Here is an 18313-nt window from a genome sequence, read left to right as displayed (position 1 = left end):
CCAAGGTCGCACGTGGGTTCCTGGTTAACGATGATGCCCGCCGGGATGAACTCCGGACACGGCAACCCCGGGAAAACGACCCTAAGTGACTAGAGGCCGGGATGGTCGAACGGCGTCTCAGGCCAGGCGGCGGGCGACCTCGGTGGCCCAGTAGGTGAGGACGATGTCGGCCCCGGCGCGGCGGATCGACACCAGCGACTCCATGATCGTGCGCTCGCGGTCGATCCAGCCCTTCTCCGCGGCGGCCTCGATCATCGCGTACTCGCCGCTCACCTGGTAGGCGACCACCGGGACGTCGACGGCGTCGCGGACGCGCCGCACGATGTCGAGGTAGGCGCCCGCGGGCTTGACCATGACCATGTCGGCGCCCTCGTCGAGGTCGAGGAAGACCTCGCGGAGCGACTCGTCGGCGTTGGCCGGGTCCTGCTGGTGGGTGGCCCGGTCGCCGAACCGCGGGGCGCACTCGGCGGCCTCGCGGAACGGGCCGTAGTACGCGGAGGCGTACTTCACCGAGTAGCCCATGATCGCGATGTCGGAGTGGCCGGCGCCGTCCAGGGCCTCGCGGATCGCGCCGACCTGGCCGTCCATCATCCCGGACGGGCCGACGACCGCCGCGCCCGCCTCGGCCTGGGCCAGGGCGATCGAGGCGTACCGCTCCAGCGTGGCGTCGTTGTCGATCTCGCCCGACGCGGTGAGGATGCCGCAGTGCCCGTGGTCGGTGTACTCGTCCAGGCACAGGTCGGTCATGACCACGATCGCGTCGCCGAGGTCGGACCTCAGGTCGCGCAGCGCCTGCTGGACGATGCCGTCCGGGTCGTCGGCGGCGGACCCCGCGCCGTCCTTCTCGGCAGGAATGCCGAACAGGATGAGGCCGCCGACGCCGGCCTCGGCCGCCTCGTGGGCGGCCTTGCGCAGGCTGTCGCGGGTGTGCTGGAACACGCCCGGCATGGACGCGACCGGCTGCGCCTCGGAGATGCCCTCCTTGACGAACACGGGCAGCACCAGGTCCGCGGGGCTGAGCCGGGTCTCGGCGACGAGCCGGCGCATCGCGGGCGTGCGCCGCAACCGCCGCGGGCGTGCGACGGGGAACTGTGCAGACATGATCCCTCTGTGTCTCTGCTTGCCGGGTCTACTTCCGGCGCCGGGCGCCCCGGCGCATCTGGCTGGGCTTGCGGAGCGGGTCGCCCGCCTCGATCTGGGCCGCCCTCCGCTTGGCACCGTACTCCGCGAGCGCCTCCGCGAGGGCCGACACCGACGGCTTGTCGGCCATGACGTCGACGCGCAGCCCGTACTCCTCGGCCGTCTTGGCGGTCTGCGGCCCGATCACGGCGATCACCGTGACGTTGTGGGGCTTGCCCGCGATCCCGATCAGGTTCTTCACCGTGGAGGACGAGGTGAACAGCACGGCGTCGAACCCGCCGCCCTTGATCGCCTCGCGGATCGGCGCGGGCGGCGGCGCGGCCCGGACCGTCCGGTAGGCGGTCACGTCCTCGCACTCCCAGCCGAGCTCGGTGAGCCGGGCGATGAGCACGTCGGTGGCGATGTCGGCGCGCGGCAGCAGCACCCGGTTGATGGGGTCGAGGTCCTCGTCGTAGGGCGGCCACTCCCGGGCCAGGCCCTCGCCGGACTGCTCCCCGGACGGGGTCAGGTCAGGGTGGACGCCGAACTCCACCAGCGCGGCGGCGGTCTGCTCGCCGACGGCGGCGACCTTCAGCCCGGCGAACGCGCGGGCGTCCAGGCCGTAGTCGGTGAACTTCTCCCGGATCGCCTTGACCGCGTTCGTGGAGGTGAACACCACCCACTCGTAGCGGCCCGTGACGAGGCCCTTCACGGCCCGCTCCATCTGCTGGGGCGTGCGCGGCGGCTCGACGGAGATCGTCGGAACCTCGTCCGGGACGGCCCCGTACCCGCGGAGCTGGTCCGACAGGGACGCGGCCTGCTCCTTGGTGCGCGGCACGAGGACCCGCCAGCCGAACAGCGCCTTGGTCTCGAACCAGGACAGCTTGTCGCGCCAGTTCACGACGTCGCCGACGATGATCAGGGCGGGCGTCTCCATGCCCTTGGTGTCGGGCGCCAGCCTGGCCAGCGTGGAGACGACGGTCTCCTGCTCGGTGGTGGTGCCGAGGCTCGTCATCGCGGCCGGGGTGGAGTCGGGCCGTCCCGCCGCGACCAGGCCCTTGCACACCTCGGCGACCGCGCCCTCGGCGCCGAGAACGACCAGCGTGGCGTCCGGGGCGGCGAACCGCTCCCAGTCCACGCCGCCCTCGGAGGCGTCGACGACGCGGATCTCGCGGTTCGCGGCGTCGGTCAGCGGGATGCCCGCGTACCCGGGCACGGCGGTCACCGAGGACACGCCGGGCACCACCTCGAACGGGACGCCCGCCTTGGCCAGCGCACCGCCCTCGGCGGCGTAGTTGCAGGCCACCCCCGGGTCGCCGCGGAACAGCCGGACGACGCGGCGCCCCGCCTTGGCGGCCCGCGCGGCGAGCTTCACCGGGTCGCCGTCCGCCGTGTCGAGGATCTCGGCGTCCGGGCGGCAGTGGGTCAGGATCTCGGCCGGGCAGTGGGCGCGGCTCACCACGACGGTGTCGGCGCGCTCCAGCTCGGCGGCGGCGCGCAGGGTCAGCAGGCCGGGGTCGCCCGGCCCCATCCCGACGATCGCGACCGTCCCCGGTCCGGCCGTCCGGCGCGGTGCGGCCGGAGCCTCGCTCTTCGCGGGCCTGCCGGCCTTCGCGGCCTTCGCGGTCTGGGCGGTCTTGTCGGCGGCGGTCTTGTCGGCGGCGGCCTCGCCGGAGGCGGCCGGGTCGATCGTGCTCTGGTCGGCGGCGGTGCTCTGGTCCGTGGCGCTCTTCGCGGCGGGGCTCACTCGCGTTCCCCCATCAACTGGTCGGCCCCCTGCGCGAGCAGCCGGTCCGCGAGATCGCGTCCGAGCTGCTCCGCGGCGTCCGGGTGGCCGCTTGCGGACAGCCGCACCTGCCTGCTGCCGTCGTACGCCGCGACGGTCGCCGTCAGATGCAGCCTTTCATCTACTTCGGCAGCGTATGTTCCCACGGGCGCGGAGCAGCCCGCCTCCAGCACCGCCAGGACCGTCCGCTCGGCGGTGACGGCGCGCCGGGTCGGGGCGTCGTCGATCGTCCCGAGCAGGGCGCGCAGGTCGTCCCGGTCGGCGCGGCATTCGAGCGCGAGCGAACCCTGCCCCGGGGCGGGCAGCATCTGGTCGGGGTCGAAGACCTCGCTCACCGCGTCCAGCCGGCCGATCCTCTTCAGGCCCGCGTGCGCCAGCACCACGGCGTCCAGCTCGCCGTCGGTGACCTTGCGCAGCCGGGTGTCGGCGTTGCCGCGGATCGGGACGATCTCCAGGTCCGGGCGGAGCGCGCGCAGCTGCGCGACGCGGCGCGGCGAGCCGGTGCCGATCCGGGCGCCGCGCGGCAGGTCGGCGAGCTTGGCGGGGCCGCACAGGGCGTCGCGGGCGTCGTCGCGGGCCGGGGTGGCGGCGAGGGCGATCCCGGGCGTCTCGGACGTCGGCAGGTCCTTCAGCGAGTGCACCGCGAAGTCCACCTCGCCGGACAGCACCTTGTCGCGGAGCGCGTTGACGAACACGCCCGTGCCGCCGATCTGGGCGAGCAGTGCCTTGGAGACGTCACCCTGCGTCGTTACCCCGACAAGCTCCACCGCATGCCCCGTGAGCCGCGACAACGCGTCGGCGACGCCCTGCGACTGGGTCGTCGCCATCAGGCTCTTGCGGGTGCCCAGCCGGAGCGGGCCCCTGCTCCCGGTACTCACGCTTCTTCTCCTTCGTGCGCCGGGACGGCGTCGCGGGCGCTGACCGCCCGCACGCTCGCGGCCTGCGCGTTCACCGTCTCGACGTTCACACCGTCCGGCGGCTCGGACATGGCGTCGGACATCGCCTCTGACATCGCCTCTGACATGGCCTCCTGCCCCGGCAAGGACGCTGGGCTGACGCAGTCGGCATCCGCGCAGTCGGGGTTCGGATCCCAGGCGGCGCCGACCTCGGCGTCGCCCATGTCCGCCCGGGCCACCGCCTCGGGGGCCTTCGGGTCCAGGTCGAACAGCTCGCGCAGCGCGTCGGCGTAGGAGTCGCCGCCCGGCGCCGCCGCCAGCTCCTTGACCTTGACGGTCGGCGCGTGGAGCAGCTTGTCCACCACGCGCCGCACGGTCTGCTCGATCTCCTTGCGGGCCCGGACGTCCATCTCCGGAACCCGCCCGGTCAGCCGGGTCAGCTCGGCCTCCACCACCTCGGCCGCCTTGCTGCGCAGCGCGACGACGGTGGGCGCGACCGCGGCGGCGCGGGCGGCGCTGAGGAACGCCTCGACCTCCGTGCACACGATCCGCCGCACGGCCTCGACCGCCTCCGGGCCGATGGCCTGCGTGGCCTCCTGCGCGGTGCGCAGGTCGTCCAGGCCGGCCAGCTCGACGCCCGGCAGGTCCCGGACGGAGCGGTCCACGTCGTGCGGGAGCGCCAGGTCGAGCAGGAAGCGGCGCCGCCCGTCCGCCCCGATCCCGCGGGCCGCGAGCTGCCCGGCGGTGATCACCAGGCCGGCGGCGCCGGTGCACGACACCACGAGGTCGGCCTCGGCGAGGGCCGCGTCCAGCTCCGCCAGCTCGATCGCGCGGGACGGGACGTCCAGCGACTCGGCGAGGCGCGCGGCCCGCGCGGGGGTCCGGTTGGCGACCACGATCTCGCGCGCCCCGGCGCGGCTCAGGGTGGCGGCGGCCAGCGAGCTCATCGAGCCGGCGCCGACCACCAGCGCGCGGACGCCCCCGAGGGGGCCGAGGTGCCGGGCGGCGACGTCCAGGCCCACGCTGACCAGCGACGCGCCGGCCTTGTCGATCCCCGTCTCGTGGTGGGCGCGCTTGCCGACCCGCAGCGACTGCTGCAGGACGTCGTACAGGTCGCGGCCGAGCGTGCCCTCCTCCTGGGCCAGCCGGAACGCCTGCCGGATCTGCCCGAGGATCTGCCCCTCGCCGACGACCATCGACTCCAGCCCGCACGCCACGGCGAACGCGTGCTGGACGGCCCGCTCCTCGTAGTGGACGTACAGGTGCCGCGACAGGTCGTCCATCGGGACGCCGGAGTGCAGGGCCAGCAGCTCCGAGATCGCCGAGACGCCGCCGTGGAACTTGCCGACGACCGCGTAGATCTCGACCCGGTTGCAGGTCGAGACGATGGCGGCCTCCGCGACGTTCGGGGAGGCGTGCACGGCGTGCAACAACTTGACGAGATCGTCACCGGCGACCGCGGCCCGCTCCAGCACCGCCACGGGCGCGCTTCGGTGGCTGAGGCCTACGACCAGAATGCTCATTCGCCGTCTCCAGCATCTTCCGAGTCTCCGCCCACCCGCGCCGTGCGAGCTCCTGGTGAGAAGGGGCCGTCCGCCGCCCCCTGAACCGCTCCGCTCAGACGTGTCGATGAGGGGGCGATCCTCCACGCCCCCCGATTTGTCCCCCTCATGCTTCCACCGTTTCCACGTACTGCGCAGCGCCGGCCGGCGCCTCCGCGGGCGCCAGCGGGGCGAAGCCGTCGGGCCCGCCCGCCTTGCGCTGCTCGTGGAACGCGAGAATCTGCAGCTCGATGGACAGATCGACCTTGCGCACGTCCACCCCGTCGGGCACCGACAGCACCACGGGGGCGAAGTTCAGAACGCTCGTCACGCCGGCGGCGACCACGCGGTCGCACACCCCCTGGGCGGCCCCGGCCGGGGTCGCGATCACGGCGATGGACACCCCGTGCCCGGCGATCATGTCCTCCAGCCGGTCGGTGTGCTCCACCGTCATGCCGGAGATCTCCTGCCCGACGATGGACTCGTCGGCGTCGAGCAGGCCCGCCACGCGGAAGCCGCGGGACGCGAAACCGCCGTAGCCGGCCAGGGCCCGGCCGAGGTTGCCGACGCCGATGATGGCGACGACCCAGTCCTGGGTGAGGCCGAGCTCGCGGGAGATCTGGTAGACGAGGTACTCCACCTCGTAGCCGACGCCGCGGGTGCCGTAGGAGCCGAGGTGGGACAGGTCCTTGCGGAGCTTGGCCGAGTTGACGCCGGCCGCGGCCGCGAGCTCCTCGGAGGAGACGGTCGCGACGTCGCGCTCCTGGAGCCCGGTGAGGGCCCGCAGGTAGACCGGGAGCCGCGCCACGGTGGCTTCGGGGATGCCGCGGCCCGCGCGGTCGCGGTGGCGGTTCTGTCGAGGTGTCACGGCCTGCTCTTCGGCTCGACGGTGTGTCCCCCAGGTTAAGCCCTTGTGAATACGCGCACAAAGTCGCCCCCGGTTCGGCGGACGGCGCGCGCACCGGACGGCGCCCCGGAAAGGGCGGCCATCAGGGCCTTTTCAGCATACGGGCGAAGTACCACGAAGCGGACGGGTGTGACCGACCAGACATGCCCTGGCAGGCGGCCGGTCCAGCACGGGCGCCCGGGGCAGGGGCTTAGCGCAGGTTCGCGATCGCCGCGCGCAGGCGGGCCTCGTCGACGCGCCAGAAGTCGTGCTGGACGCCGTTGATCAGCGTGACGGGGATCTGCTCCCAGTACTGCTCGGTGTCCTGCTCGGACCGCGTGATGTCGCGCTCCTCCCACGGCACGTCCAGGTCGCGGGCGACGCGCTCGACCACCGCGCGGGCGTCCTCGCACAGGTGGCAGCCGGGCTTGCCGAGCAGCGTGATCATGATGTCGCGCGCCATGTCACCTCCCGGGGAACTCCGGCGCCGGGAGCGGCACCTTGGCGGGACCGAGCTTCAGCTCGATCACGTTCGTGGCGATCACGTGGGTGCGCGACTCGCCCAGGAAGCGCTGCAGGTGCGGCTGGCGGCGGTGCGCGGCGAACGCGGCCTGGTCCCGGAACAGCTGGTAGAAGATCCGCTGCGTGGGGCCGCCGACCACCTCGTGGCAGGCGAAGACCAGCGTCTCGGGCTCGGTCGCCAGCGCGGCCTTCACCAGGTCGGCGGCGAGCCGGTCGAAGGCGTCCTCACGCCCGTCCAGCAGCGTGTAGACGGTGATCTGGCCGCACGCGTTCGCCAGGTCGCCGCCGAGCGCGCCCGGCTTGGCGAGCCCGGCGAGCGGGGACCGGTCGAGCGGGGACCGGTCGAGCGGACCGGCGAGCGGGCCGTCCACCGTCGTGGGCCCGGCGGGGTCGCCGTGCGCCGGGTAGGCGGGCTGCTCCGGGATGCTGGTGTTCTCGGGGTAACGCAGTTCCTCGGAGGCCGGCTCGGGGAAGCGCAGTTCGCGCCGGGGGTCGGGCGGCGGGGTCGGCGCCGGGACGGGCTCGGCCTTGGCCGCCTTGGCCGCCTTGGCCGCCTTGCTGTAGCCCTGCTCCTCGTACCCGGTCGCGGGCTCGTCCCCGTACTCGTCGTAGCCCTCGGCGTCCTCGTCGTACACGGGGATCGTGCGCATCGCGCCGTACCAGACCAGCCCGGCGGCGGCGCCGAGCGCGATCACCGCGAGCGGCGCGGGCAGGAACCCGCGGGTGCCGCTGACCACCAGGACGCCCGCGAGGGCGACCAGCGCCACCGGGATGAGCAGCTCGGCGGCCTCCTGGTCGCGCTTGCTGGCGAGCCAGGCGGTCACCCCGGTGCACCCGGCCAGCGCGAGCACGGCGACGACGTGCGAGCCGTCGATCAGCAGCAGCGGCAGCGCGTCGTAGGTGGCGCTCGGCTTCGGCAGGCTCTTGCCGAGCGAGCCCTTGAGCGGGTCCAGGATCAGGATCACGATCGCGACGACCGTGTAGGAGATCGTGAAGAGCCAGGCGCCGAACCGGACCTGCACGTACCGCGCGATCAGTTCGATCATGCCGAGCGCGAGCCACACCGGGCCGACCAGCGCGGCGCCGAGTTCCATGACGCGAAAGAACGCGCCGTTGAACCCCATCATGAAGCCGAGGCTCATGGACAGCAGCGCGAGCGTGAGCCCGACCTGCGTGAACGACCAGGCGATCAGATAGAGCAGCCGGTCCTTGTAGGCGCGCTGAACCAGCAACCCGGTGGCCGCCAGGGCACCAAGGGTCGCCAGCAACGCGAGAAGAGCATCGACCATCGCGCACCCATGGTGCCCGATCCGGGGGGTTGACGGGTAACCGCGGCCAAGGAACGCACCATTGCCTCGCGTACCTTTCGGTATCTAGAGTGGCACTTCACGCCGGAGGTCGCGTAAGCCCCGAGGAGAACTGCATGAGCAGCTTGACCCTCGATGCCGGGGTCATCCCGCTTCCTCGCCATTCCCGCGGCCCTCTCGCGCGTCCGGCCGGCCGGGCCGGGGACCGTGCCTCCGACCGCGCCGCCGACCAGGCCGCCGAGCGGGCCGAGATGCTCAAGGCCCTGGTCCTGCGGGCGCGGGACGGCGACGCCGAGGCGTTCGGCTCCCTCTACGACCACTACGTCGAGCTCGTCTACCGGTACGTCTACTACCGCGTCGGGACGCACGCGCTCACCGAGGACCTCACCAGCGAGACGTTCCTGCGGGCCCTGCGCCGCATTTGCGACTTCCACTGGCAGGGCAAGGACTTCGGCGCCTGGCTGGTGACGATCGCCCGCAACCTGGTCGCCGACCACTTCAAGTCCGGCCGCTACCGGCTGGAGGTCTGCACCGCCGAGCTGGTCGAGCCGGACCGCCCGCAGGAGGGGCCGGAGCGGGCCGTCCTGGACGCGATGACCAACCGGACCCTGCTGCGGGCCGTCCAGCGGCTGAACTCCGAACAGCAGGAGTGCGTCGTGCTGCGCTTCCTGCACGGGCTGTCGGTCGCCGAGACCGCGCTGATCATGGACAAGAAGCCCGGCGCGATCAAGGCGCTGCAGTATCGCGCGGTCCGCTCGCTGGCCCGTATGCTCCCGGACGACCTGCGCGGCTGACCGATCCGCCGGACCACCGACCTGCTGGAACCCCGGACCGCCGTACCGGCGGGCGGTGCTTCCGGCCCGTTAGATAGTTTATTAATGAACTTTCGGGCCGTAACCCGGCCCACCTTCCGATCGTTCAAGCGGACAGGAGCGTTCGCGCCACGAGTCCGCAAGGGAGCGGCCAGTGAGAGCCCGGTGTTGACGAGGCGGGAAAAGATCGCAGAGCAGGGGAACGCGCTGGCCCGGCTGCGGGAGAGCGCCGCGGGACCGGACCCGCGGTTCCGCGCCGTGCTGCGCGAGCGGTTGATGGAGGCCGCGAGCGACAGGAGTGAGGACTGTCGCAATCACGGCCGCGGGGACGGCCGCGGGGAGGCGGTTGACTAGGCTTCGCCTCATGCGGCGATTCTGGCAGCCCGGTTTCTGGGGACGCGGCAGGGACGAGGACCACAAGAGCGCGGGTCAGGTGGCCGCCGCCGCGGCGGCCGAGTTCGCCCCGCTCCCCGCTCCCGACCCCGCCGCGGCGGCGTTCTTCGACGTCGACAACACGATGATGCGCGGCGCGTCCATCTACTACTTCGCGCGCGGCCTCGCCGCCCGCAAGCTGTTCACCATGCGCGACCTCGCCATGTTCGCCTGGGGGCAGGCCGCCTTCCGGCTGCGCGGCAGCGAGAACTCCGAGCACATCGGCAGCGCCAAGGAGGCCGCGCTCACGTTCGTCGCCGGGCAGAAGGTCAGCGGGATCGTCAAGCTGAGCGAGGAGATCTACGACGAGGTGATGGCCGACCGCATCTGGCACGGCACCCGCACCCTCGCCCTCCAGCACCTCGACTCCGGGCAGCAGGTGTGGCTCGTCACCGCCACGCCCGTCGAGGTCGCCCGGACGATCGCGCACCGGCTCGGCCTCACCGGCGCGCTCGGCACGGTCGCCGAGACCCGCGAGGGCGTCTACACCGGCAGGCTCGTCGGGAACCTGCTGCACGGGCCGGCGAAGGCGGAGGCCGTGCGGGCCCTGGCGCAGCGCGAGGGGCTCGACCTCGCGCGCTGCTCCGCCTACAGCGACTCGATCAACGACCTGCCGATGCTGACCGCCGTCGGCCACCCGCACGCCGTGAACCCCGACGCCGAGCTGCGCGCCCACGCCCGGGACCACGGCTGGCCGATCCACGACTTCCGCACGGGCCGCAAGGTCACGATGGTCGCGCTGCCCGCCGCCGCGGGCGCCGGGGCCCTCGCGGGCGGCGTCGCGGCGGGCATCGCGCTGCGCCGCCACTACCGGACGAACTGAGCTGCCCCAACAGGCCGAACCTCCAGTCCGTCGGATATGCCGGAATCGCTACGATCACCTGGTGCCACACCTAGATCATCCGCGGACCCGCGCCCACCGGGTCGCCCGCGCGGCGTCAGCGCTGGCACTGGCCGCCGCGCTCGCCGGTTGCGGTGCCACGCCCAGGGAAGAGTTCGTCTCGGAGATGCGGCACCGCGGCGGCGGCCTCACCACGGCGCTGGTCCGGGGCGCGATGGGCGCCATGACCGTCCATTACCGGACGAGGACCCTCAGCTTCGTCAAGCTCACCCTCGACTCCCGGGACGCCGGTGTGACCGCTCGCGTGCGCGGCCCCAGGAGGCCGACCGGCTCGATGAGCTGACCTACACGGCGGACGGTCTGGGCGACCCGTCGCCCGTGAAGGTCGGCGCCGACGACCCCGCCGCGGCCTTCACCGTCCAGGAGGTGGCCGGACTCCGCGACGTGGAGGAACTCGTCGACACGGCCATGGCCAGGACGCGCTACGAAGACGGCTACGTCGAATCGATCACAGTCACCCGCGGCGTCTCCGCCCCCGAGATCAACGTCGCCGTCTCGTCCCCGCGCGGACGCCGTGGTCGCCTTCACGGCAGACGGACGATTCACGAAGGTGAACCGCGCATGAGGCCTCGGCGCAGTGTGCTCATCGCACTCCTCGTGATGGTGCCGATCACCGCGTTCATCGCGTACATCAGCATCATCCTGTTCCCGATTCAGGCCCAACTGGCGGCCCCGTGGCTCTGCGACGCGCCCTACTCGGATCTCTTCGTCGTCGCCGACCGAGTGAACAAGGGCACCAACCACACGATGTACTGCGCAGGCCCCCGCGGGGAGCGCCGAGAAGTCGGCTGGCCGGGCCCCCAACTGCCCCTCTGGGGGGTGTACTACCTGGTGATGGCCCCGATCGCCGGCTTGATCGTCTACCGCCGCACGCGCGGGCGCTAGCCGGCGGACCCGCCCACCGGCCGTGCACCGACCGGCGATGAGCCGCCTGACCGGCGACAACGCACGGGAGGCCAGGCGGATGGACGCGCCGGAAGCGACTCCCCGGTTGTGAAGTGGATTCGCTCTCGCGGTCTGGATCACCCCCCCGGCGGGATTGGAACTAGCGATCGGTCAGGCCGCGAAGCGCCGCACGCAGGACAGCGCGCGGAACGAGCAGGACCGGCCCCTCCGGCTCCTTCGAGTCCCGAATGGCCACGCCACCTGCCAGTCCAGCCAACTCGACGCAGTTGCCACCAGAACTGCCGCTACGGCTCGACTTGCGCCAGACGAGTTCTCGGTTCATGGTTCCACTTCTCTCCGATGGTGCGAGTGATCAGGTCGGCGCTCATACTCGTAGGTAGGGCCTGCGTGCAGATCGCATCGAACCTGTCCTTAAGTCTGGAGATGTCCTCTCGCGTGTCCATCATGATCCCACGCGCAGCGGTCTCGGCGAGAGCGATCTCCTTACCATCTGGAAGCGTCGCCAAAACGAACGCTCCTTCGTTGCCAGGATGCGGCACGCCATTCGGTATGACCTGAACGCTTAAGCGAGGTCCGATGGCGTCCACGAGGTGCTGGAGTTGGGCTCGCATCACATCTGGCCCTCCAACGTCGTACCAGAGTACGAGCTCGGGCAGGACGTAGATCAGACGAGGAGCCACAGGGTCCGTCCTAGTGAGGACGGACTGCCGAGCCAGTCGAGCATCGGTTGCTTCGCGGTCGCCGAAGAGGAGGCTGCTCGCGTACTCCTCCCGCTGAAGCAGGCCATAGATCACGGTGGGCTCGTAGACCTTGAGGGTGCCAGCTTGCTCTTCCACGGCTGGCCACTTGCGGAACCACTCGGGGAAGCCGTCCTTCTTGTCGCCGAACAGGCCGTCGTGGAGGTGGGACAGGGCCTGCTTGGTGTCGAGGACGGCGTCGCAGTGTTCGGCGAAGTTCCGTTCGCAGTGGCATTCGGCGCGTTCGACGGCGCCGATGAAGGACGCGCTGTAGGGGATCTTGTCCGCGAGCTGCTTGATGCTGTGGTCCACGAGCGCGCGGTACCGGCGGACTTCTGATCCGAACAGGTCGAGGGGGCTGTTCGACGGGGTGAGGCGCTTCGGGGGCTGCGGCATTGCGGTCTCCCTATGACCTGCCATGACCAGCGATGACCAGTGGTCGGGGGCCATGGTCCGAGGTTGCCCTGTGGCATTGCTTTTCGCATTTCCCAGCATGGCACTTTGCGCGATGCTCGGCCACGGGATACCGAGAACGAAGGTCGGAATGTTCGACGCGAACGTTTTGACAGTTCCCCGCGAAACGGTCATAGCGGAATGCATTTTCGCAATCTGCCCGGCGAATCGGACAGGACGGAGCGGCTCGTCGTATGCATCCATTCACAAAGGACCTCGCAGGGATATGCGGCGAGGACGTTTCGACGCTCGTCCTCGAACCGGACGAGCAGGCGCCGGCCAGGGCGCGGCGGTTCGTCGCCGAGCGTTTCGCCGCTTGGGGCTGCGCCGACGACCACACCGGGCGAACCATCGTCTCCGAGCTGGTCACGAACGCGCTGCTCCACGGGGAGGGGCCGATCGTCCTGCGGGTGTTCCGGGACGAGCGCGACGGCCTGCCCACGGTCGAGGTCTGGGACGGCGGCGCAGGGCGGCCGGTCCTCCGGCAGGAGAACCTCACGTCCATCGGCGGGCGAGGGCTGCTGATGGTGGCCGCTCTCGCACTCGACTGGGGGACCCGGCCGCTGGTGGAGGGAGGGAAGCTCACGTGGGCGAAGTGCGGGCTGTAGCCGCCCTTGCCGAACGCCACCTGCTGCGGTGGCGCACCCGCCGGGGCCAGGAGACGGCCGCGCGGCACCTGGAAGAGCTGGCCGCGGCCCTGGCTCCGCAGGGCTGGCGGTTCGTGAGGTTCTACCGGCGTGAGGAGTTCCCCGTCCCGCTTTCGCTGCTGTGGATCCACGCGAGGGGGACCAAGGACATCGGCATCGTGGTGAGCGTCCTCGCCACCCCGGGAGGCACCTGGGCCTACCACGACGCGCAGCGGGGGCGGCACGGCTACCTGTGCCTGTGCAGCGACGTCAAGAAGGCGGCCGCGCAGATCGACCGCCTCCTCAAACACCGCCTCTTCCCCTCCACCTGGTGACGGCCTCACTCGGCGGCGCGCCGCCGACGCATCCTGTCGTGTTCTGTCGAACGCGTCCTAGTCTGTCCCCGTGGTTGACTCCCTCCCCCGCGGCTCCGTCCCCAGCGGCTCGGTCGAGCTACGGCTGCTGTCCGGGGTCGCGTGCCGGGGGCGGGACGTCACCAGCCCGCGCCTGCGCGGGCTGCTCGCGCTCCTCGCGGGCGAGCCGCGGGCGGGCGTCTCCGTCGTCCGGCTGGTGGAGGGGCTGTGGCCGGAGGAGCGCCCGGACAACCCGGTGAAGGCGCTCCAGGTCGTGGTCTCCCGGGCGAGGTCGCAGCTGGGCACGGACGTCATCGTCAGCATGCCGACCGGGTACCGCCTCGGCTTGGACGAGTCCGCGGTGGACGCCTCCGCCGTGCTGCTCGCCGCGTCGGCGAGCGCGCGGAGTTCACGCGACGGCGACCACACAGGTGCGCTCGCCCACGCCGAGGACGGGCTGGCGCTCTGGGACGGGCCGCCCGAGCCGGACGACGGGGACGATCCGCTGCCCGTCCTGCGCGCGAACCGGGCCCCGACCTACTGGACGCTGAGCCGGGCCCGTGCCCTGGCCCTGGCGCGCGTCGCGCGGCACACGGAGGGCTTCGAGGCGCTGAGCGACGTCGCCCGGAGGTATCCGCGCGACGAGGAGGTGCTCGCGGAGCTGCTGCGGTGCGAGGCCGCGACGGCCGGGCCGTCCGCGGCGCTGGCACGGTACGAGTCCTACCGTCGCTCCCTGCGCGACGAGCTGGGCACCGATCCGGGAGGCGCGCTCCAGCGCGTCCAGCAGGAGCTGCTCCAGGACGAGGCTCCCGCCGTGCGGCGCGGCGTGGCGCACGAGCCGAACCCGCTGCTCGGCCGGGCCGGGGACCTCACCGCCGTCCTGGATCTGCTGCGCGCGTCCCGCGTCACCTCGATCGTCGGTGCGGGCGGGCTGGGCAAGACGCGGCTGGCGAACACCGTCGCGCGGGAGGCGCCGCAGCGGGCGGTGCACTACGTCTCCCTCGCCGGCGTCGCCCGGGACGAGGACGTGGCGGGCGAGGTCGCGTCCGTCCTCGGGGTCGGCGAGTCGCCGCGGGTCCGCGGGCGCGCCGGCGGGCCCGCCGACCTCGTCTCGGCGATCGCCGAGGTGCTCGGGGCCGGCTCCGGCCTGCTCGTCCTGGACAACTGCGAGCACGTCGTCGAGGGCGCCGCCGGCCTCGCCGGAGCGCTCGTGTCGATGACCCGGGACCTGCGGATCCTGACCACGAGCCGCGCGCCGCTCGGGCTGTCGTCGGAGTCGGTGTACCCGCTGCCCGCGCTGGACCCGCCGACGTCGGCGGAGCTGTTCCGGCAGCGGGCGCACGCGGCGCGTCCCGGCGCGGCCCTGCCCTCCGGCGCGGTGGAGGAGCTGTGCCGCCACCTGGACGGGCTGCCGCTGGCGATCGAGCTGGCGGCGGCGCGCGTCCGCGTCATGTCCGTGGCCGAGATCGCCCGCGGCCTGGACGACCGGTTCGCCCTGCTGCGCGGCCACGCCCGCGACGCGCCGTCCCGGCACCGGACCATGCACGCGGTCGTGGACTGGAGCTGGAACCTGCTCTCCCCGTCCGGCCGGGCCGCCATGCGGTCACTGTCGATCTTCCCTGCGGGTTTCACCGCGGACGCGGCACGGCACGTCCTCGGCGGCGGCCTCCCGGGCGGCGGGGCGCTGGAGGTCCTGGAGGACCTCGTCGGCCAGTCCCTACTGGAACCCGTGGAGGGCGGCCCCGAGACCCGCTTCCGGATGCTGGAGAGCGTCCGCGAGTTCAGCGCGGCCCACCGGGAGGCCGCAGGCGAGACGGACCTCGCGGTCGGCGGCATGCTCGCCTGGGCGCGGGAGTTCGGCGCGGCGCGCCACGAGGCGCTGTTCGGCGCCGAGCCGTTCGGGCCCGTGGAGCGCGTGCGGGTCGAGCAGGACAACCTCCAGCAGGCCCTCCGCCAGGGCCTGGCCCGCCGGGACGGCCCGGCCGTCGCTGCGGTGACCGCCGCCCTCGGCGGGGTGTGGACGCTGGAGGCGGCCTACGGCCGGCTGCTCGTCCTGGCCGAGGAGACCGCCGGGCTCCTCAGCCGCTACCGTCCCGTCCCCGAGGACGTCGAGACCACGCGGACGGCGCTCACCGTGAGCGTGCTCGCCACGAGCCTGTTCAAGGGACCGCAGGCGACCCGCACGCTCGTCGCGCTGCGCCGCCTCCCGCCCCCGCCGCCGGACGGTCTCATCCCCGCGATCGCGACGGTGCTGGCCGCCCTGCCGGAGATCCTCGCCCCCGGCGGCTCCGCCCTGGACGAGATGTGCGCCCGGGACGAGCCGCTCGTCGCCGCCATCGCGAACTGCGCCGCGGGATACCTGCGCGAGCGCGACGGCGACGTGGCGGGGGCGCTCGCGGCGACCGAGGCGATGATCGGGATGTCCGGCGCGCCGGACATCCCGTGGTGCCGCCTGCTCGCCCACTCGCGCCTCAGCGAACTGCTGATGCAGCTCGACCAGGCCGAGAGGGCCCTGCACCACCTGCGGATATCGCTGGAGCTGCTGGAGCGGTACGAGTGGCCCGACATGTTCGGGCTGATGTGGGCGCTCGCGTCGGGCCACATGGCGGTCGGCGAGTACGACGAGGCCGAGCGGCGGCTCGACCAGTCGCTGGTCGACGGGCCGGACGAGTCCTTCGGCACGGCCGCCTTCAACCTCGGAGCGCGCGCGGAGATCGCTCTCGGCCGCGGTGACGTCGACACCGGCCTGCGCCTCTGGCGGGAGGCGGTGGCGCGGCTCGCCACCGAGGACGGCCCGATGCCGCTCACCGGCCTCGATCCGTGGACGGTGGAGGCCCACTGCGTCACCGTGGTCGCGCACGCCCGGCACGGGCGCACGGCGCTCGTCGAGGACATCGTCGCCGGGCTCCCCGCCAAGCTGGCGGCGCTGGTCGACGGCCCGCCGTTCCCGATGCCCTCCTTCTACATGGACCTGCCCGTCGGCGGCGGGCTGCTGCTCGCGCTCGCCATGGTCGACCTCGCCGATCCCGGCGCCGCGCCGGACGTGCGGGCGCGGGCGGCCCGGGCCATCGCGCTGGCGCAGCGCCTCCACCACGTCCGGTCGTTCCGGCCGACCATGTCCACGGCGGCGATCACCCGCGCCGCCGAGGACGCCGACCGGCCGGCGTACTCCGGCGCGGTGTCGGAGTACGCCGGCCTGGGCCGGGAGGAGCTGCGGGCCGCCGCCGCGGGGCTCGCGCGCGAGTTCGGACGGGGCTAGCGGGGCGCCTTCCGGTCGAACAGCACCTTGGAGAACGCGTAGCCGACGACGGCGAGGCCGACGCACCAGGCGACGGACACGGCCGCGTCCCGCCCGCTCGGCGTCCCGGCCAGCAGCCCCCGCAGCGTCTCGATCATCGGGGTGAACGGCTGGTACTGCGCGAACCACCGCACCCCGGCCGGCATCGACTCCGGCGGCACGATCGTGCTGCCGACGAACGGCAGGAACTGGATGATCATCGGCGTGTTGCTCGCGCCCTCCGGGTTCTTGGCCAGCAGCCCGAGCATGACCGCGAGCCAGGTCAGCGCGAACGTGAGCAGCACCAGCAGGCCGCCGGCCGCGAGCCAGTCCAGCGCGCCGCCGCTCGTCCGGAAGCCCATCGCGGCCGCGACGGCGACGACCGCGGCGGTGCTCAGCAGCGTCTGGATCATGCTGCCCGCGACGTGCCCGGTGAGCAGCGACGACCGTGAGATCGACATCGTCCGGAACCGGTCGACGATGCCCTCGGTCATGTCCACGCAGACCGACACCGACGTCGCCATGCAGCCGGACGCGACCGCCATCATGATGATCCCCGGCGCGACGTACTGGATGTAGTCGCCCTTGGCCGCGCCGCCGACGCCGTCGCCGAGCGCGTTGCCGAACACGCCGACGAACAGCAGCATGATCATGATCGGCATCATCATCCCGGCCATCGTCAGCGACGGGTAGCGCAGCGCGTGCCGCAGGTTGCGGCGCAGCATCGTCGCGGAGTCGGCCGCCGCGTGCGTGAGCGTGGTCATCGCGAGGTCACCTTCTCGTGGGTCGTGCCGGACTCGCCGGACTCGCCGGGCTTGGCGGTGAGGGCGAGGAAGACGTCGTCCAGATCGGGGGTGTGCAGCGACAGCTCGGCGACCTCGACCGACGCCGCCTCCAGCCGTCCGAGCAGCGTCCGCAGGGAGGCGACGCCGCCGTGCCCGGGCACCTGGAGGGCGAGCGCGTCGTCGTCCCGCGTCACCGAGCCGAGCGTGCGCGCCGCCGCGTCGAGCGCCGCCAGGTCGGCGAACCGCAGCCGGACGTGCCCGCCCGGGACGAGCCGCTTCAGCTCGTCCGGGGCGCCCTCGGCGACCAGCCGGCCGCCGTCCAGCACCGCGATCCGGTCGGCGAGCCGGTCGGCCTCCTCCAGGTACTGCGTCGTCAGGAAGATGGTCACACCGTCCCTGACCAGGCCCCGGATGATCTCCCACATGGTCCGGCGGCTGCGCGGGTCGAGCCCGGTCGTCGGCTCGTCCAGGAAGATGATCTGCGGGCCGCCGATCAGCGTCATCGCGATGTCGAGCCGCCGCCGCATCCCGCCCGAGTAGTCGGCGGCCTTCTTGCTCGCCGCCTCCACCAGGTCGAACCGCTCCAGCATCGCGTCGGCGGCCCGGCGCCCGGCGGCCTTGCCGAGCCGGTGCAGGTCCGCCATGAGGATCAGGTTCTCCCGCCCGGTCAGCAGCCCGTCCACCGCCGAGTACTGCCCGGTCACGCCGATCGTCCGGCGCACCCCGTCGGGGTCCGCGCGCAGGTCCCGCCCCGCGACGCTGATCTCGCCGCCGTCCGCGCGGATCAGCGTGGACAGGATGCGCACCGCCGTCGTCTTCCCCGCCCCGTTGGGCCCGAGCAGCGAGAAGACGGTGCCGCGCGACACCTCGAAGTCGATCCCGTCCAGGACGGTCTTGTCCCCGAACGCCTTGCGCAGGCCGACCACCTTGATGGCCGTCTGCCGTGCCTCGATGTTCATGTCCCGAAGCATGCG

General features: G+C 72.7%; 18 protein-coding genes. 7 read left to right on the top strand and 11 right to left on the bottom strand.

Annotation, left to right across the window (positions count from 1 at the left end; all coding sequences use genetic code 11):
- Positions 1–117: 117 nt before the first annotated feature.
- The 7 genes from hemB to BJY14_RS24665 all read right to left on the bottom strand — a co-directional run bounded on the left by hemB (position 118) and on the right by BJY14_RS24665 (position 8039).
- Complete coding sequence (hemB, locus tag BJY14_RS24695; protein WP_179845802.1) at positions 118–1101, bottom strand: porphobilinogen synthase; 984 nt, start codon at positions 1099–1101, stop codon at positions 118–120.
- 28 nt (positions 1102–1129) lie between these two features.
- Positions 1130–2659: a bifunctional uroporphyrinogen-III C-methyltransferase/uroporphyrinogen-III synthase gene (locus tag BJY14_RS24690; RefSeq protein ID WP_312879798.1), complete on the bottom strand. Its 1530-nt coding sequence runs from the start codon at positions 2657–2659 to the stop codon at positions 1130–1132.
- A gap of 203 nt (positions 2660–2862) precedes the next feature.
- Positions 2863–3783: a hydroxymethylbilane synthase gene (hemC, locus tag BJY14_RS24685; protein WP_179845801.1), complete on the bottom strand. Its 921-nt coding sequence runs from the start codon at positions 3781–3783 to the stop codon at positions 2863–2865.
- Positions 3780–5324 (bottom strand): glutamyl-tRNA reductase, encoded by a 1545-nt coding sequence (locus BJY14_RS24680; RefSeq protein ID WP_312879388.1) that lies wholly within the window; start codon positions 5322–5324, stop codon positions 3780–3782. Before BJY14_RS24680 ends, hemC begins: the two co-directional genes overlap by 4 nt.
- A gap of 145 nt (positions 5325–5469) precedes the next feature.
- Positions 5470–6210, bottom strand: a complete 741-nt coding sequence (locus tag BJY14_RS24675; RefSeq protein WP_179845800.1) for a redox-sensing transcriptional repressor Rex — start codon at positions 6208–6210, stop codon at positions 5470–5472.
- A gap of 229 nt (positions 6211–6439) precedes the next feature.
- On the bottom strand, positions 6440–6691 hold the full coding sequence (locus tag BJY14_RS24670) for a glutaredoxin family protein (protein ID WP_179845799.1): 252 nt from the start codon (positions 6689–6691) through the stop codon (positions 6440–6442).
- Between the two features lies 1 nt (position 6692).
- Positions 6693–8039: a putative quinol monooxygenase gene (locus tag BJY14_RS24665; protein WP_179845798.1), complete on the bottom strand. Its 1347-nt coding sequence runs from the start codon at positions 8037–8039 to the stop codon at positions 6693–6695.
- 134 nt (positions 8040–8173) lie between these two features.
- Here BJY14_RS24665 and BJY14_RS24660 point away from each other — a divergent pair, with 134 nt between their 5' ends.
- From BJY14_RS24660 to BJY14_RS24645, 4 genes are all read left to right on the top strand, one after another.
- A complete protein-coding gene (locus BJY14_RS24660; RefSeq protein ID WP_179845797.1) occupies positions 8174–8851 on the top strand; it encodes a sigma-70 family RNA polymerase sigma factor in 678 nt (225 codons plus the stop codon).
- A 382-nt stretch (positions 8852–9233) separates the two neighbouring features.
- Positions 9234–10124 (top strand): HAD family hydrolase, encoded by an 891-nt coding sequence (locus BJY14_RS24655; protein WP_179845796.1) that lies wholly within the window; start codon positions 9234–9236, stop codon positions 10122–10124.
- Between the two features lie 61 nt (positions 10125–10185).
- Entirely contained in the window at positions 10186–10485 is a 300-nt protein-coding gene (locus BJY14_RS24650; protein ID WP_179845795.1) for a hypothetical protein, read from the top strand.
- 35 nt (positions 10486–10520) lie between these two features.
- Entirely contained in the window at positions 10521–11087 is a 567-nt protein-coding gene (locus BJY14_RS24645) for a hypothetical protein (RefSeq protein WP_179845794.1), read from the top strand.
- Between the two features lie 160 nt (positions 11088–11247).
- Here BJY14_RS24645 and BJY14_RS24640 read toward each other — a convergent pair whose 3' ends face one another.
- Both BJY14_RS24640 and BJY14_RS24635 read right to left on the bottom strand, forming a co-directional pair.
- The gene (locus tag BJY14_RS24640) at positions 11248–11430 is read right to left on the bottom strand and encodes a DUF397 domain-containing protein (RefSeq protein WP_179845793.1); all 183 of its coding nucleotides are present in this window, start codon (positions 11428–11430) and stop codon (positions 11248–11250) included.
- On the bottom strand, positions 11393–12295 hold the full coding sequence (locus tag BJY14_RS24635; protein WP_179845792.1) for a helix-turn-helix domain-containing protein: 903 nt from the start codon (positions 12293–12295) through the stop codon (positions 11393–11395). The genes BJY14_RS24640 and BJY14_RS24635 overlap by 38 nt, the downstream gene beginning before the upstream one ends.
- Before the next feature lie 197 nt (positions 12296–12492).
- On the opposite strand from BJY14_RS24635, the gene BJY14_RS24630 reads away from it, so the two are divergent.
- From BJY14_RS24630 to BJY14_RS24620, 3 genes are all read left to right on the top strand, one after another.
- Positions 12493–12906, top strand: a complete 414-nt coding sequence (locus BJY14_RS24630) for an ATP-binding protein (RefSeq protein WP_179845791.1) — start codon at positions 12493–12495, stop codon at positions 12904–12906.
- Positions 12885–13259, top strand: a complete 375-nt coding sequence (locus BJY14_RS24625) for a hypothetical protein (RefSeq protein WP_179845790.1) — start codon at positions 12885–12887, stop codon at positions 13257–13259. The genes BJY14_RS24630 and BJY14_RS24625 overlap by 22 nt, the downstream gene beginning before the upstream one ends.
- A 70-nt stretch (positions 13260–13329) precedes the next feature.
- Positions 13330–16536, top strand: coding sequence for an ATP-binding protein (locus BJY14_RS24620; RefSeq protein ID WP_179845789.1), 3207 nt, complete (start codon positions 13330–13332; stop codon positions 16534–16536).
- Here the strand turns inward: BJY14_RS24620 and BJY14_RS24615 are convergent.
- Together BJY14_RS24615 and BJY14_RS24610 are read right to left on the bottom strand one after the other, a co-directional pair.
- Positions 16533–17318, bottom strand: coding sequence for an ABC transporter permease (locus BJY14_RS24615; RefSeq protein ID WP_179845788.1), 786 nt, complete (start codon positions 17316–17318; stop codon positions 16533–16535). The two genes, BJY14_RS24620 and BJY14_RS24615, sit on opposite strands and share 4 nt — an antisense overlap.
- Positions 17315–18298 carry an efflux ABC transporter ATPase subunit, DrrA-related gene (locus BJY14_RS24610; protein WP_179845787.1) on the bottom strand — a complete coding sequence of 328 codons (984 nt, stop codon included), beginning with the start codon at positions 18296–18298 and terminating at the stop codon, positions 17315–17317. The genes BJY14_RS24615 and BJY14_RS24610 overlap by 4 nt, the downstream gene beginning before the upstream one ends.
- Positions 18299–18313: the final 15 nt, after the last annotated feature.

Source organism: Actinomadura luteofluorescens (genome assembly GCF_013409365.1).
In the GTDB taxonomy this organism is placed as follows: domain Bacteria; phylum Actinomycetota; class Actinomycetes; order Streptosporangiales; family Streptosporangiaceae; genus Spirillospora; species Spirillospora luteofluorescens.
This window is presented reverse-complemented; position numbering and strand designations above follow the sequence as displayed.